The sequence below is a fragment of the Alicyclobacillus sp. CIJ1 genome, assembly GCF_057538885.1.
The window spans coordinates 21,508-35,722 of the sequence record NZ_BAAJPH010000067.1 but is presented as its reverse complement, the minus strand read 5'-3'; the positions used below and the strand labels follow the sequence as shown (position 1 = coordinate 35,722).

Genomic DNA, 14,215 nt, shown 5'->3' with positions numbered 1-14,215 from the left:
CTACACCTACTACGACAACAATGAGAAGCAATAGGGCAAACGGCAAATGCCGCGCCAATTGCCAGCCGATGCCCCAACCGAACCCGTGCACGACGGAACGCCCAAACTCGTGGAGCAACGGGTGATACGAATAATGGGAGTACGAATGGTAGTGATGAAACACAACTTCTCACCTCAGTCCGTCTTCAGACCCTTGTCGCGGATCTCCTGCTTCAGTTCCTTGAGCCACGCTGTCTCGGTGCCGTCCGCCTCCAGCAATGCATTCGCCGTATACGGTGGGACGTAGATGTCGTCCGCCTCTAACAGCACGTATCGATCCGAGGGTGACTTTTCTTTCTCGGGCCGCGGATAGAAGTCCGTGCATGAGCGGCCAATGGGCGCGTTTTCTCCGGTTCGCTGGTAGTACGCCGTGCAGAGACCGTCCCGCCAGTAACGGCAGCTCCCGCAATGCCCCTCTTTGACCTTCCGCAGCGCCGCGTCGCCGCGCAGGACGTGCACATCCGCACGCTCCATCACAATCAGCGCGCCGTTGCTAATCAAGGACTGGATGAGCGTCCGGTCGTTGAAGATGTTCCACTCGACTTCTTCGCCGCTCCACTCCATCTCCTCGTATTCCTCCGCCTCTTCCGGGTCTGCATAGGGCGGCGGCTGTGTGTTGTCGAGAATCAGCACTGGTCCGTACACAATCTTCGAACGGATCCCCACCATCGTCATGTCGTGATGCAGGGGCTTGACGATCTCCAGCCGCATCAGCGCGCGAGTGATTTCGTCGTCCGTGTCGAAAAACGGGTAGTCCATGACGTAGGTCAGGATCCCCACCGGGCAATGCGTTTCCGCCGCCTCGCGATCGAGGAACTTCACCATGTACTCCTTCGTGGGGACCTCGCCTTCCCTGAGTGGCGTCCAGAACTTCGCCCGCCAAGCAGTGTCGAATGTGCCGTCCATGATCCGCTGCATCAACGCCTCCGCATTAGGCTGTAATTGCTGCTCCATACGTGCCTTCCTCCCTTAATTTAGCGATGTGCCGTTCGATCCGGCGTCGATAGGTTGGATTGACAATGCCGCTGAGAATAAGCTGCGCATACTCATTTGACGGCGCAACCTCATAGGCCAACGGATGAACGAGAAAATACGCCTCGGCTTCTTCCCACTCCCCGGCGCACCGGACGAACACCAACAATCGATGATAGACATGCGGCGCGCCTTCGCGGCGGTCCAGTCGTTTCACTTCTCGATCCGGGACCCACCACAACACCCCATGCACCGTGTGCCCGCGCGCCGGGACGATGTTCGCCACGCCGCCGTTTCGATGTGCCGAATACCCGTTGAACGCCAATCGATGTCCGAACAAAATTGCGTCGTCATAGAGCATTTGGGCGGCCGGACACGTCCGCCGGAAGTCACGTTCGTTCATGCAACTTCCATAGGCAAAATAGATCATCCGCACCGCCCTCCTTTTACCTTGATTGGAATCTCCACCTTGATTTGAGTCGAGTATACTTCTGTCATCCTCTGCTGTCAACATGTGTTTGTTCTTGATAAAAGAGAGGAATTTCGCCTCGAACCCATAGCCCTGTCGCGATGCGACGCAGACGGTCGCTACCGAGTGTATCGAGGAACTGACGGAAGCGGCCTTCCGCTCCTTCGGCCAGCGCATCTGAACTGTCGCCGCGGAAAAGCGCCGGAAGACGCTCAGCACCAGGCATGTGTTTGCGCAGATACGCTGCCTGCATCACCGTGGCGTTCGCCAACTGGATTTGGCGCTGGATGATGATCGGGTCCAACGAGCCATTCGGGTATCGGAATTCCACCGTTGGGACGTTGTGCTCCACGAACTTGGCCGTGTTAACGATCTTGTATCGGTCTTCGTGCCAGCGATAGCCAATCAACTTGCGCGAAGCCGACATCGCGGTGTCATTTCGGCGCAGTTGACGCAAGTCGCGCAGGCGCAACGGTCCTGCGTACCGCAAACCGCGGTGTTCGGTGACGGAATGACGGTCGCTCGCCGCGCCCATCTTGTAGTACTCGTTGCCAAACCAGTACATGTAACGCGCAAGCCGTTGCCAGCGATAACCCCGGTCGTCGAGGATCGAGTGGCTCATATGAATGTGCAGGCCGGTGTGTCGGTCCGTTTTAGCACCCAAGTTTTGCGCGATCTCTGTGATTTTGCGCATTGTTTCCCATGTTTCCGGTGTGTCGCGCAGTGGTGGTGAGACAATCTCACCTCCATCATGTAGGCTGCCGTCATACTTGACGACCCAGCCTGTCGATTCACTCACACGAGTACCGTACGATTGTTGGTTCCGTTCAGTTGAGAATCCATAAGCATACAGTTCGCGCGCTAGCTCGTCGCGATTGACGTTCTCCACTTCGAGTTCAATCCCAAAGGTGAGACCCGACTCATCCAGCACACGCTCCGTCTCGTACTCGCCAAGGCCCTCTAAAGTCGCAGCAGTCTCACGAAACGCCTGCCACCGCACGTCGTCCCAGCTCATGTACACGCCGTCGTGGCGGTGCAACTCGTGCCAGGCGTAAAGCGCACGGTCGCGCTCGTGGTCCCACGCAACCTCGCCGTCGACGATATGGGTCAGGATCGTCGGCGCGGCGGACACGCGGCTCGTGGTCTCAAGCGGCACTTCAGAGCTTGTCTCCGACCTCATCGCCTCTGCGACACGCTGGCGCTCGGCTTCGGACTGCTCGACCATCCGGCGTTCAGCGGCGAATCGGTTGTAGCCCTCCATGTGCCGACACACCCGATGGCGGTGCTGATGATCCGGACACGAGCATGCAACGGCCACGGCACCCGTGCGGTCAGTGGTCACGACGTACTCGCGCCCCGACTCGGAGTGCACCTGCACGGCGGCGTCGGCGAAGTGATGGAACTCGAGCACCTCTTCCTGCTCGCGAGTTCTGCTGAACTGGTCTGCGATCATGCCGGTGTATGTCGGCACCGTCGGCTGTCGACGAATCCTCGCCAGAAACCGGGCTTTCGCGTTCGCGATGGCCATCTCGTTCACGCCGACCATTTCGTCCCGACGCCGTGCCCACGACTGACGAATGCGCTCGGCGGTCTGAGCCGAGATCATGGCAATGAACTCGGCCACGTGCTTGGCGCAGACGGGTCCGGTGCCGCGCGCGACGGACACAGGGTGCGTGAGACGTCTGCTGCAAACGGCGCAGATGGTCATAAAAAAACCCCTCCTTCATGTAAAGGAGAGGTGGAGGGCATAAAAGACACTCGCTTTACTCGACAGTTTCCATCTTTCTTACTCGATTCATAAGAACTGCATACATGGTATACTCGTCAAAATCCCATAACCAACCGGCTGTCATTACATCACTGAACAAACTGCGCCCGCGCATTCCCCTTCCTAGGCGCGAAGCGCCAGGAGGGGGATAAGCGGGCGATTACTTATTACCTTGTGCTTCGATGTATCGCTTGACCACTTCAAGACTGGCGTGTCCGACGCTCCCAACGTAGTATGCACGGTGCCAGAACACCGGCTTCCTATAGAACCGTCTTAAGTGTTCGGCATAGCGATTTCGAATTCGCCTCGAACTTGCAGACTTCAGGTTGTTGATAAGCGTGGAGATTTGGAGTGCCGGGTGGATTTCGATCAGCAAGTGTACGTGATCCGCTTCACCCCCAAACTCGATGAGCCGGCACTTCCATCCCTCTAAAACCCGAGCAAAGATGTCCCGCAGATCACACAACATCTCCGGTGTGATGCATTTGCGTCTGTACTTTGTCACAAAGACGACATGCAACCGCAGAGAATACACAGCATGGTTTGATGTGGAAGGTTTCATATTTCTTATTGTATAATATTTCGATAGAATCCATCTTTCTTCGAAAGGAGGGGCGAACATGCTTGGCTTCCGGTTTCGGTTGTATCCGACCAAGGAGCAGGAGCAGATTCTGCTTCGCTGGATCGGATGCCAACGGGTCATTTACAACGCCAAAGTGCAGGAAGAACGGTATCATCGTCGCTTCCGAGATCGGATGCTCGCCTTGACGGGCACGCCCCTCCCGATTGATCAGACTTTCAAACAGTTCAAAAGCGAGCAGACGGCGTACCTCAACGAAGTGCCATCGGTCGTCTTGCGCAATGGCGCGGCGTTGTGGCGACAGGCGTATCTTCGCTATCAGCGCGGTTTAGCGAAGCGTCCTACGTTCAAACGCAAACATGGCGAACAATCGGTTTGGCTTACCTCGGAGCTTTTCCGTTTTGAACCTGTGGTTGATCCACAAACGGGTGAAGTCCTGCGCTATCGACTGTTAGTTGGAACAAAGAAGTTTCCCGTGGGTGAACTTCGGTATCGCGCACATCGCCCCCATGGCATCCCTGCATCCATTCACATCAAAGTTCATCACGGGCGTTGGTACGTTTCCTTCTCTTGTGAAGACGACGCGCAGGGGTTCGACGAACGGACGTTGGTTCAGACCTTGCAGCACCGCACGCGAGAAGAGCTGGCGTCATGGACCCTTGGACTCGATCGCGGTGTCGCGAAACCACTCGTGACGTCGGATGGGCGCATGTTTGATTTGCTCCCGATTCAAAAGGAGCGGATTCGCAAAGCTCGGCGTCAGAAAGTCAAGTGGCAACGCCGCGCCGCGCGCCGCCAAAAGGGTTCCAAAAACCAACAGAAAGCATACGCGCGCGCTGCACGGTACAACGCCTACGAAGCGAATGTTCGGTGGGACTATGCACATCAGGTCAGTCATCATTTGGTAGCAGACGAACGCTATCAAGTTTACGTCTACGAAGACCTTCCAATTCAAAACATGACCAAGCGTCCCCAGGCACGCCAAGACGCCCGAGGTAGGTTTCGGGCGAACGGAGCAAGCCGAAAAGCAGGGCTCCATCGTGCAATTCTCGCGTCGGCTTGGGGGCAAGTACTGAGCTACACGCAATACAAGGCGCGGCGCGCGGGGAAGCTCGTCGTGTTGGTTCCGCCAGCCTACAGCTCGCAGGCGTGTGCCGTGTGCGGCTACACGTCGCCAGACAACCGGAAAACACAAGCCGAGTTTGGCTGCTTACGCTGCGGGCACCAGGCTAATGCGGATGTCAATGCGGCGATCAATATCGCGCGTCGCGGCGTCGAACTCATTCTCACAGGTCAATACAGCCAAGAACTCCAAGAACGACACGTGCGTACCAAGCACGTGCGATTTCGAAGCGTAGGGCCGGAACGGTCCGAAGTGACGCCTGTGGAGAGCCCTCTGGTGGGGTCTGCATCCGCGCAGGCTAGCCATGGCTCGACGAAGCAGGAAGTTCCGCTGGAGACGGCGGAAACCTCCGCCTAGACGCGAAGCGGCAGGCGGAGGAGGTTCATTTTCGTCGACAATGCTTCGACATTCTCCAACTATCAGACCATGGATGTATACGTTCCGCTGCTCAGTCGCCGAAAAAGGGATGATGGTATGATTCGACACGGGCATATGATTTCCTCCCAACTACAAACACTCAAGAATAATCCTCCTCCGCCTAGACGCGAAGCGGCAGGCGGAGGAGATTCATAGTCATGCTCACCCAAATCGCTTGACAAACGTTTCCCAGTCCATCGTGCCCACACGCACACAGTCCCGCTGGAGCAAGCGCATGAGCTTCGGAATGCGCAGCACGCGCCAGTTGTAGACGTTATAAAGCCAGAGAAAGACGAGACCCATCTGGTCACGCCAGAACTGTACCGGCTCTTCGTGTTGCTGGAACCCGTCCCGGGTGTAGTCAATCCAGAGACTGTACCCGCGCACTTCGCGGATGTCCGTCCGACCGCTCTGCGCCAGTTTTCGGTATGCCCGCAGGCGTTCTCGCTGAAACTTGTCTCTGTCCATCCAATACCAAGGCCACCATGAGGACGGCGCATGGTGCATCACGGCTACGCCATCCTCAACGGTTACGGTGTAATGCCGTGTCAACCGTGTAGAAGTTCGCACCGGTGTATAAGATTTGCCTTTTTCCAATATCAAACTTCCATCACCTCGCCGATTCGCCAGATCCACCACGTGCAACCGATGAGAATGATCAACACAATCCAAAATCCGTCTCGAGCAAAGGGGGTCATATACCGGTGTACCCGCGGATATGCCAAGCCGAACATCGACACCATGAGTCCCGCGTAGATCAAGCCGTTGCGGCGGCCCGCCAACGTCTTGGCCCGAAGGACTCGCCGCTTGTCTTCGTCGCGTTCGATCTGATCTCGAAACCTCAGCCACAGTTTGGCCCGATCAGCCTGATACTTCGTAGCGACTGCCGTTGCGTGAGCCAACTGAATGAGTTCTTGGATGCCCCATCGTTCTGCCGCCAACACAAACGCTTCTTCCGGTGTGATACGAAGTCCGCGCCAACTTTGAGTCATAAGTTGGAATTCTCTTCGAAGCGTCGGATGACGCGCAATCTGAGTCACGTCCATCAACGCCTCGTCAAAGCGATCCGTCGCGCGAAGCGTGGTGATGATGATGGGCATGGCTTCTCGGACGAACACTTGGAGAAACTGATATTTTCTCTTCTTGGCGCGAGATCGGATAAAGAGCACGGTGACGAGAATCGTGAGTCCAAGGCTTACAGGCACACCAAACCACGCCGATTGTTCCGCCAAGCTCAGTGCGGCGGCCCCCACAATAAAACCGCTCACAGCGATCATGAGCACAGGTGGCAGACGCAGACCTGCCTCCTGTGCTTCTCGCTTGAGTTGCTGAATCGCTTGAGCACTTTTCCAACGCGATGTTCGATCGTGATAACGTTCCCGAATCGAAGCCAGCCACAGCGCTTCCTCTTGTGCGCGGCGCAGGTCGGCTTCTACAAAAAAACAAAGCATGGCCAACGCCACAAGGATGCCAACGATTTGTCCAGTCATGGTTGCCCTCCCTCCGTCATAAGTAGACGTATTGCACGTTCGGGGTTTCGAGGATCGGCAACTCGGAGATCGTATGGCCATGAAGCGCAGCTTCTTCAGCCATTTGTTCAGTTATTCCGTGGAACACCCAACTATCCGTTCGCGGATCCCACTTCGCAAGGGTCACGTAGGGGATGCGCTGTTCACGCGGCTCATACGGCAGGACTTCCGCAATTTCCACGACACGCTTGCCTCCGCGCTCCGGCACTGAGCGCATGCTGATAATGTGCCGTACACTCATGGAAATCAGGTCCCCCACCATCGCAGTCGATGGCCTGGATTCGTGACTCGAAAGCAACGCTGCCATTCGCCGAATCGCTGCGCCAGCGTTTGCGAATCCGGCCACATGAAGGGTTGTTGCCGTCTGATACGTCACCGTCGCCGCGGCTTGGAAGAACTCCCACAATACGATGCTCGTTCGAACCTCACCGATATAAACGTTGTCGAACATCATCCGCAGCGTGTTGACGATCTGTTGCGCCATGCGTACCGCACCGCGACCTTCCGCATTCGGCGCTCGTTCATACAACCTTGCCGCCCAAGCGCACAGAGGCTGGAGTTCAGGCATTTCCTCAATAATGCAACTCATTCGATCGGGCGGAATCAATCCCAAAAGCGCAGCCATCAGCGTCGACTTGGATGAACCGGTGCCACCCACCACCACAAACGATCTCGCCAAGCGCTGCATCCACTGAAAGAACAGATAGATTTTCTCGTCGAAGACGTGCAGCGAGAGAAGTTCCTGCAACGTGAAATTCCGAAGCGGTTTACGAATTGTCACGATCAAACAATCCTTCTCCAGCCGACGCCCGTCCTCGTCTTCTGGCAGTGTCCATCCTGCAGGTCCGCCCACCACATGCATCCGATACCCGTCCGGAAGAATGGCGTCCGTAGATGGATTGGTCATGTCAAATCGATAATTTGTTCCTGACAACTTTTTCTGAACAAAAGTCAATACTTCTTCGTTATCCATGTACCCCTCAGTGGATATGTATCTCTTGCCTTCCTTGATGTAGAAGGTGAAATGATCTCCGTAAATTTGAATGTCCGAAACGAGCGGATCATCGATCAGATGTTGGATTTTACCATACGAGTACATATCGTTGAGCGCCATGGTAATGACATACTCACGATAGTTGGGAGGGATCCCGAGCCCGCCCGCAATCTTGCCCAAATACGCGTAGGCCGCGCGACGAGGCGGCAAGTCCCGCCACCATTCCTGGCGCCGACGGATTTCGGCCATCAACTTTTTGTGATGTTCGCTCGCTTCACGATAAAAGTCATCACGTGGATCTTCTTTCAGCATTTGTTCCATTTGCGTTTGGACGCGCTCAATTTCTTGGAGATTCGGCATTCATGACCCTCCTCGCATCATAAAGGGCGGCCATATCCTAGCCGCCCTTCTATGTATGGGTTACTTGGCATGCACGGGGCGTTGTTCAGAAGAGGATAGCCTCGGCGTTGGCGGCTTCGACGCTGATGGTGGCACCACAGGAGCTGTGGGATTGGAGGTTACAGTGGTGTTCGTCTCGCCCGTTGCATTGGCAGTATTCGTGCCCGGCATCGACTGTGGAGCATTGGGAGCGACGGACGATGCGCTGTTTGCCGTTGATGGGAGCGTCATTCCCGTCGGGTAGAGCACAACCTGGGCATTACCCGCCAGAACGGCGCTGGCCACCACCGGATATTCGTTCATAGGCACGAACAGATAGAGTACTTTGGAAGATGATGAGTTTCCTCCGAACGTCGAGTTGTTGCTTGTTTGCGGTTCCAACACCGACAGTACATAGACCGGATAAAGCTGAGGCGTCGCGTTTTGCCCCTGCGGCGTCACCGTCAGCGCGATCATTTGCCCGGGCTCCACCAGATTGGCGAGTGCAGAATTGGCGGTGAAGTTCATGACCACACCCTGCGTGTGATGGATCGACACATATTGATTGAGCAGCGCTTGCAGGTCGTTGGTATTCGCAACCATGTTCACACTAATGGGCTCACCCGGCACCGTGGAGACGGACAAGTAGTGTCCCGCCAATTGCGAGGGTGAGATATTCAAAAGGCCGGCCTGTTTCGCAAAACGACGCGGCACGGCGATCGTCGTCAGTTCATTGGGCTCGACTGGCGTATCTGCGGGAATGTATGTGTTGGCGGCGATCACCGGCACCGTAGCGGTTGTCAGTCGATAACCTGCCGCAAAAAGCACGCCTGCTGCCAACGCAAGTCCTACGCCCGTCAGTAGAAACGCACTACGCTTCATGCGATTTCGCCTCCTTCGTCGAAATGGAGAGTGTTTGAATCAACTGATGAATGCGAGCATTCGTTTTGCGAGAACCTAACGGCGTCAATCCTTGTTGCACGCGCTGGTAAAGCGTGTCATCTTCATGGACGATGGCCGCAACCCGAAAGCCAATCTCCTTCTGTAAAAATGCACTGATGGCTGCGGCTTTTCGCGGACGCTCACGCACGCGATTCAACACCAGATACACAGGACGCTCACTCATGTGCAGGAACGCGCGCAAATCGGTCCACGTGGTACGATCCGCCGTCGTTACGCCCAGCACCCGATCGGCTTCGCGCATTGCCACCACGGTCGACATCAGGTGCCCAGCATGGGTATCCAGAATCAGCGCATCCGCATACAGTCCCACGAGATGAATCAGTCGTGCCACGCCGTCTTTGCTTAATCCGAGCGGACGATCTCCCTTGGGAATCAACCACCATCCTGCGGGTGTCCGCAACATGTTTTGCTCTAGCTCAGGATCAGTCAAGACGTCTGGGAGTGTTTCGAAACGGTCTGCGGTCACCGTGCGTTCCACACGAAATAGATTGGCCAGGTTTCCATACGGGTCGAGTTCCGCGACCACGATCCGCTTTCCCCGTGCGACCATCGCATTGGCAAGCAGCACTGCCATGGTAGTTTTTCCGACACCCCCCTTGACCCCTGTCACGCAAATGACGGTGGCTCTGCGAGGCGTTGGCGCAGGTGGTTGAAAGGGCTTGGATTCCACATACGCTGTGTACGTCGTTTTTCGGCGTTTCACGAGACTCGCCAAGGTCGTTGGATTCTCGGTATTCACCTCGCGTTCCCAGCGACGTGCATACTCCACCGCGGGCGGATAGGGCACCACGTCGTCGTATCCCTGTTGCCGCAAGCCTTCAAATTGCTCGGGCGCCAACGTATCCAGTGTGCAGTAAAGTGTTGGCAGGCCCAACGTGTTCTTGACGTGTTGCACGGTAGCTGGGTTCCATCCTCCGAGAAAGAGCGCCAATTTCCCCTCAGCCCAGGTGTTCGGGATCTCCTCTTCCTTTGTGGCAATCTTCACTTGGACACCTTGTTTTTCCAAGTATTTTCGCAATCGCTCCGCACGCACCGGATCGTGGTCACACACGAGCCACATCGCGAATCACGCTCCACAAGGTCTCAAATTTGTGTCGCCATATCGGATCGCGTTGGGTGAGGGGTTCCCCGACCATGGCGCACGTCGCTTGCCGCATATCCCATGGCAACACAAGCGAAGGTTGAAATTCGCGTGGAAAAATCCACGGCACGCCTGTTTCTTCGTAACCGATCAACACCAAGAAAGTCGGTCTTTCTGCATGACGAACAGCTTGCAGTGCTCTGTGAATCCTCGCCAAATCGGGGGTGACGCCATAGACTACGACCTCTGGTGTCACGTCGGGTTCCTCATGATCCACACAGACCAATAGAGGCTGAGGTTGTAGGCGCTTCACATCCAGCCATTGTTCGTATACACGCACATGGCGATTCCACACGCGATACGGCGCACGTGGATCAGCGTAAATCACACTCGGTTCAACGGCACCTGCCAGATTCCATGCCAGGAAGCTTTTCGCGAAGCCCGCAAACCCTACGATTCTCATGACACCGCCCCCAGCGGGATCGGTCGTCCATATAAGAATCCCTGCCCATATTCCACACCGAGTTCCACGAGCCACGATTCTTGTTCCGGCATTTCAACCCGCTCCACAATGAAACGCGCGCCTAAGCGACGGGCCATTGCAATGAGCATTGGAAAAAAGTCCAACAGTTCCTCGCTCCATGTGGCTTTGATCCACTCGGGACGAAGGACGCTCCACCTTGAGAATCCGTTGTAACCTGTGCCCAGATCGTCCAGAGCCACTTCGAGCCCACGTTTTCGGAAGGGTTCCAAATATGCCGCGACCGCCTCCACATCGAGGCGGCCGCGTTCCGTGATTTCAAGCACCAACCCGCGCAGTGAATCTCTGTGATCAAAGGGGAGAGAACGCGCGTTTAAGAGCTCCGAAGTGACGTTGACGAAGACGTAGGCCTGACGCTCCTGTGCAAGTTTTTGCGCCGTATGCACAATGTATCGGTCCAACTCCCCCAACAATCCGGCTTGGGCTACGAGATTCAACGTATCCCGCGGATGCGCGATGAGCAATTCGTGTCCGACACATGTGCGCTGAGGAATGCGCACGATGGGCTGAAGGCGCATGGTCATGGCGTGCCTCCCCCTTCGCGTGTCAAGCCATACAAGCGATAGCCCTCAGCATTGGCGAGTTGGGGATCGGGCACAACGTAGACCCGTGGAAAGATTTGCTGGAGAACATTCTGAGCCAGACGGTATCCTCCACCAGCCAGAAACACCGTGTGAATACGTTTCATCGCATCCGCCCCTAGATGTTCTTGGATGCGCCGCGCGATGAGCTGCCCCATGCGCTCCATGTGTCGAGAACGTTCGGGCTCGATGGATACAACCCGTCCCCCGTAGTAAACTTCTCCATGTGTGTAAAGTTCATCGTAGATGGGATCGGAAAGTGGAGGGGTTTCCCCCGTTCGCTGACGAAAGATCCCGGCGAGCGCCAAATATAAATCGTGAACGCCGACGTCCACTGAATCCGACAAGCGGCTGATGAGTCGCAACTCGGGTTTGGTCTCGAATGTGACAAACCCCGTGGTACGCGTGCCTACATCCACCAGCAAGAGATAGCCTCCTTGGTCGATCCACGCCGGATTCCGTAACTCGAGCGTGGTCGGGTCGAGCAACGTCCCGATCATCGCCCCCATTGCCTGCGGGATCACGCGCACGCTTTGCGGCGCGACCTCCATGGTTCGATCCTGCACGGTCACTCGTCCGCGCAGGTGGAGCAGGCGCTCCTTCAACGCTTCCCGTTGCGATTCGAAGTGCGCGAGCGGCAGACCTGTCACGACATGCAGCGGCTCTCCTTCCTGCGCCAGGAGTGCGAGCGTCACCAGCCACAGGGCCTCCGTATCCCCGTCCTCGTACTTCTTCGTCGCGAGATTCAGCGCCGTCACGCCCTCACGCCTCGCCAATTCCCCCACAAACACTCGCCGAGTTCCTGAAGCTGTCTCTATGAATGCTTCGTACTCCGGCGATTGGAACAAGTCCGCCATGATGAGCTCATGCGCATCGCAAATCACCGCGGGAAAGCGTATCTGCCGCTCCCCGTTCGTGGCTTTGATCCACCCGTATCCCAGATCCACACCCACAATCATCGGTTTCTCCCCTCTCATCACACGCATCAGGACACGCTTGTTGGAACCCACGTGTAGGTCGGTTGAGTTACGTATTGCATTTGTTGCACGTACACCGTCTGGCATTCCTGTTGGGCAACATAGTTTATCACGGTAGAGCTCGTTATCGCTCCTATGGTGACACAGTATCCCGTCTGCGTCTGATTCGTCATGTCGCGATACGCTATGCATCCGTTGGGATATTCCCCGTTGGACCACGTAACGGGTCCGGAATATTCCAGGGAACCAAGAACCATCGTATTCCAGTCCATCTGATAAAACTCGATATCCTGCGTCTGATATGTAACCTCTTCCGGCACGGTGACCATCTGACATTGCTGCTCAGGCACAGCGACGGTTTCAGGCACCTGTTCAGTGCCCGTTTGCACGTAATGCCCCGCCGTGACCGTAACGGTGTTGCTTTGAACCGTTTGCGCGCTTGCGACGGGGGCAAACGCCAACAGCCACGCTCCACCAATCCATGCACTAAGGACGGCCCGTTTCATGTCTCGCTCCTCCTTTAACCAAATGAGGACTGCATGGCATTAAGCGCGCGCGCCGAACCAACGGCGTTTGGCTTTGACTGCCGAAAACTCAAACACTTCATCCCAAAACGGCTTCATCGCCTGCACAATGCGTTTGCCGTTCAGTCCGCCTCGTTTATCGATCGTGGGATCAAACGGGACCACAGCGCGCACAGTGTAGGGCGTCAGATACTGCCGCATCGCGCGTTCATCCGCACGCACACGCTTGGACTTGTTGACGAAGGCCGACACCCCAGACGCGTCTAGACCCGAGAACGCGAGTTTGTCTGCATGTTCCTGGATTCTGGCTAACTGGTCGACGGCGGGGTTGACCACCAGCATGACTTTCGTGGTGTACGGCAACACCGCCTGATGGATTGGCGTCCAGCCTTGTGGCATGTCGAGTAACACCACATCCATTTCTTCGAGACATAGATTCACCAGGTACTCCGCATCGTCCGGTGACTGAAGCACCACTTCGGGGCTTTGCGGCGACGGGAAGATGTGAAGACCTGATTCGTGCACGAGGCACACACCGTCCCGCACGGCTTCATCCACCGACCCACCGCGCCAGCCGCGCACATCCTGCGCATCTGTGAAACCAAACTTTTGTGCAATGTCACCATTGACGTCCAAATCAATCACGGCCACGCGTTTGCCTTTTAGCGCTGCGTAGTACGCTGTGTGCGCGCCGAGCGTTGACCTTCCAGCGCCGCCCTTGGGACTGTCGAGCATCAACACTGGAATGACGCGTCTACGCACGGCAGGTCTCGATGTTCGTCGAAGTTCCTCGATGGGATGATGCGGTGGAGATGTTCCCGATGCGCTAGATAACGACGAACGCTCAGTTTGCGAAACGTTCTCAGTTGTGACCTTGGTCAACACTTCCGGCGATGAAGTTGGCAGTGATGGCGTTGGATTCGAAGCGATAGGTTCCGACGTGGAACTTGTCGCATTCTCCGTTGTGGTTTGCGAAGGCACCGACGTTTCAGATGCATGTCGACGCATGCGCAACTGCTCTTCCCATCGCATCACCGCCGCCAGATCAAATGGTGGCGTGAATTCGTAAATGGGCACCTGCGGCACACGCTGTCGGACAGCTTCCGTGACGCCCAATCTGGCGTCGACGACAATGCCTTCCACGTACCCTGTGGCCACGTACCGTCGCAACTCGCTCATCGCCGTCACGAGTCGCACATCCAGGATCCCGTCGCACTGCTCCAAGATCCCTTCTGCGCCGCCTGCACAAAGAAGCGCCAGCATGCGCTTTCGTCACCTC

At 56.3% G+C, this 14,215-nt stretch carries 15 protein-coding genes; 1 reads left to right on the top strand and 14 read right to left on the bottom strand.

Annotation, left to right across the window (positions count from 1 at the left end; translation table 11 throughout):
• Positions 1 to 174: 174 nt before the first annotated feature.
• From AC27E8_RS03610 to tnpA, 4 genes are all read right to left on the bottom strand, one after another.
• Complete coding sequence (locus AC27E8_RS03610; RefSeq protein WP_487098577.1) at positions 175 to 993, bottom strand: hypothetical protein; 819 nt, start codon at positions 991 to 993, stop codon at positions 175 to 177.
• Positions 971 to 1,441 carry a gamma-glutamylcyclotransferase family protein gene (locus tag AC27E8_RS03605; protein ID WP_487098578.1) on the bottom strand — a complete coding sequence of 157 codons (471 nt, stop codon included), beginning with the start codon at positions 1,439 to 1,441 and terminating at the stop codon, positions 971 to 973. The genes AC27E8_RS03610 and AC27E8_RS03605 overlap by 23 nt, the downstream gene beginning before the upstream one ends.
• 64 nt (positions 1,442 to 1,505) lie before the next feature.
• Positions 1,506 to 3,188: an amidoligase family protein gene (locus tag AC27E8_RS03600; protein WP_487098579.1), complete on the bottom strand. Its 1,683-nt coding sequence runs from the start codon at positions 3,186 to 3,188 to the stop codon at positions 1,506 to 1,508.
• A 220-nt stretch (positions 3,189 to 3,408) separates the two neighbouring features.
• The gene (gene tnpA / locus AC27E8_RS03595; protein ID WP_487111359.1) at positions 3,409 to 3,810 is read right to left on the bottom strand and encodes an IS200/IS605 family transposase; all 402 of its coding nucleotides are present in this window, start codon (positions 3,808 to 3,810) and stop codon (positions 3,409 to 3,411) included.
• A gap of 58 nt (positions 3,811 to 3,868) precedes the next feature.
• Between tnpA and AC27E8_RS03590 the strand changes: the two genes are divergently transcribed.
• Complete coding sequence (locus AC27E8_RS03590) at positions 3,869 to 5,308, top strand: RNA-guided endonuclease InsQ/TnpB family protein (RefSeq protein WP_487098581.1); 1,440 nt, start codon at positions 3,869 to 3,871, stop codon at positions 5,306 to 5,308.
• A 222-nt stretch (positions 5,309 to 5,530) separates the two neighbouring features.
• Here AC27E8_RS03590 and AC27E8_RS03585 read toward each other — a convergent pair whose 3' ends face one another.
• The 10 genes from AC27E8_RS03585 to AC27E8_RS03540 all read right to left on the bottom strand — a co-directional run bounded on the left by AC27E8_RS03585 (position 5,531) and on the right by AC27E8_RS03540 (position 14,115).
• Positions 5,531 to 5,878, bottom strand: a complete 348-nt coding sequence (locus tag AC27E8_RS03585; protein ID WP_487098582.1) for a hypothetical protein — start codon at positions 5,876 to 5,878, stop codon at positions 5,531 to 5,533.
• Between the two features lie 89 nt (positions 5,879 to 5,967).
• A complete protein-coding gene (locus tag AC27E8_RS03580) occupies positions 5,968 to 6,858 on the bottom strand; it encodes a type II secretion system F family protein (RefSeq protein WP_487098583.1) in 891 nt (296 codons plus the stop codon).
• Between the two features lie 16 nt (positions 6,859 to 6,874).
• A complete protein-coding gene (locus AC27E8_RS03575; protein WP_487111335.1) occupies positions 6,875 to 8,251 on the bottom strand; it encodes a TadA family conjugal transfer-associated ATPase in 1,377 nt (458 codons plus the stop codon).
• Between the two features lie 60 nt (positions 8,252 to 8,311).
• The gene (locus AC27E8_RS03570) at positions 8,312 to 9,151 is read right to left on the bottom strand and encodes a CpaB family protein (protein ID WP_487098587.1); all 840 of its coding nucleotides are present in this window, start codon (positions 9,149 to 9,151) and stop codon (positions 8,312 to 8,314) included.
• The gene (locus AC27E8_RS03565) at positions 9,141 to 10,292 is read right to left on the bottom strand and encodes a MinD/ParA family ATP-binding protein (RefSeq protein WP_487098588.1); all 1,152 of its coding nucleotides are present in this window, start codon (positions 10,290 to 10,292) and stop codon (positions 9,141 to 9,143) included. The genes AC27E8_RS03570 and AC27E8_RS03565 overlap by 11 nt, the downstream gene beginning before the upstream one ends.
• Positions 10,276 to 10,776 carry a hypothetical protein gene (locus AC27E8_RS03560; protein ID WP_487098589.1) on the bottom strand — a complete coding sequence of 167 codons (501 nt, stop codon included), beginning with the start codon at positions 10,774 to 10,776 and terminating at the stop codon, positions 10,276 to 10,278. Before AC27E8_RS03560 ends, AC27E8_RS03565 begins: the two co-directional genes overlap by 17 nt.
• The gene (locus AC27E8_RS03555) at positions 10,773 to 11,372 is read right to left on the bottom strand and encodes an EAL domain-containing protein (RefSeq protein WP_487098590.1); all 600 of its coding nucleotides are present in this window, start codon (positions 11,370 to 11,372) and stop codon (positions 10,773 to 10,775) included. The genes AC27E8_RS03560 and AC27E8_RS03555 overlap by 4 nt, the downstream gene beginning before the upstream one ends.
• 2 nt (positions 11,373 to 11,374) lie before the next feature.
• On the bottom strand, positions 11,375 to 12,394 hold the full coding sequence (locus AC27E8_RS03550) for a ParM/StbA family protein (protein WP_487098591.1): 1,020 nt from the start codon (positions 12,392 to 12,394) through the stop codon (positions 11,375 to 11,377).
• A gap of 26 nt (positions 12,395 to 12,420) precedes the next feature.
• A complete protein-coding gene (locus tag AC27E8_RS03545) occupies positions 12,421 to 12,918 on the bottom strand; it encodes a hypothetical protein (protein WP_487098592.1) in 498 nt (165 codons plus the stop codon).
• Positions 12,919 to 12,957: 39 nt separating this feature from the next.
• Positions 12,958 to 14,115, bottom strand: a complete 1,158-nt coding sequence (locus AC27E8_RS03540) for a CpaE/TadZ family protein (RefSeq protein ID WP_487098609.1) — start codon at positions 14,113 to 14,115, stop codon at positions 12,958 to 12,960.
• Positions 14,116 to 14,215: the final 100 nt, after the last annotated feature.

Bases quoted from the DNA above. Each gene is read 5' to 3' on its own strand.
- AC27E8_RS03610 (WP_487098577.1), bottom strand. From the start codon at position 993: ATGGAGCAGCAATTACAGCCTAATGCGGAGGCGTTGATGCAGCGGATC.
- AC27E8_RS03605 (WP_487098578.1), bottom strand. From the start codon at position 1,441: ATGATCTATTTTGCCTATGGAAGTTGCATGAACGAACGTGACTTCCGG.
- AC27E8_RS03600 (WP_487098579.1), bottom strand. From the start codon at position 3,188: ATGACCATCTGCGCCGTTTGCAGCAGACGTCTCACGCACCCTGTGTCC.
- tnpA (WP_487111359.1), bottom strand. From the start codon at position 3,810: ATGAAACCTTCCACATCAAACCATGCTGTGTATTCTCTGCGGTTGCAT.
- AC27E8_RS03590 (WP_487098581.1), top strand. From the start codon at position 3,869: ATGCTTGGCTTCCGGTTTCGGTTGTATCCGACCAAGGAGCAGGAGCAG.
- AC27E8_RS03580 (WP_487098583.1), bottom strand. From the start codon at position 6,858: ATGACTGGACAAATCGTTGGCATCCTTGTGGCGTTGGCCATGCTTTGT.
- AC27E8_RS03575 (WP_487111335.1), bottom strand. From the start codon at position 8,251: ATGCCGAATCTCCAAGAAATTGAGCGCGTCCAAACGCAAATGGAACAA.
- AC27E8_RS03570 (WP_487098587.1), bottom strand. From the start codon at position 9,151: ATGAAGCGTAGTGCGTTTCTACTGACGGGCGTAGGACTTGCGTTGGCA.
- AC27E8_RS03565 (WP_487098588.1), bottom strand. From the start codon at position 10,292: ATGTGGCTCGTGTGTGACCACGATCCGGTGCGTGCGGAGCGATTGCGA.
- AC27E8_RS03560 (WP_487098589.1), bottom strand. From the start codon at position 10,776: ATGAGAATCGTAGGGTTTGCGGGCTTCGCGAAAAGCTTCCTGGCATGG.
- AC27E8_RS03555 (WP_487098590.1), bottom strand. From the start codon at position 11,372: ATGCGCCTTCAGCCCATCGTGCGCATTCCTCAGCGCACATGTGTCGGA.
- AC27E8_RS03550 (WP_487098591.1), bottom strand. From the start codon at position 12,394: ATGATTGTGGGTGTGGATCTGGGATACGGGTGGATCAAAGCCACGAAC.
- AC27E8_RS03545 (WP_487098592.1), bottom strand. From the start codon at position 12,918: ATGAAACGGGCCGTCCTTAGTGCATGGATTGGTGGAGCGTGGCTGTTG.
- AC27E8_RS03540 (WP_487098609.1), bottom strand. From the start codon at position 14,115: ATGAGCGAGTTGCGACGGTACGTGGCCACAGGGTACGTGGAAGGCATT.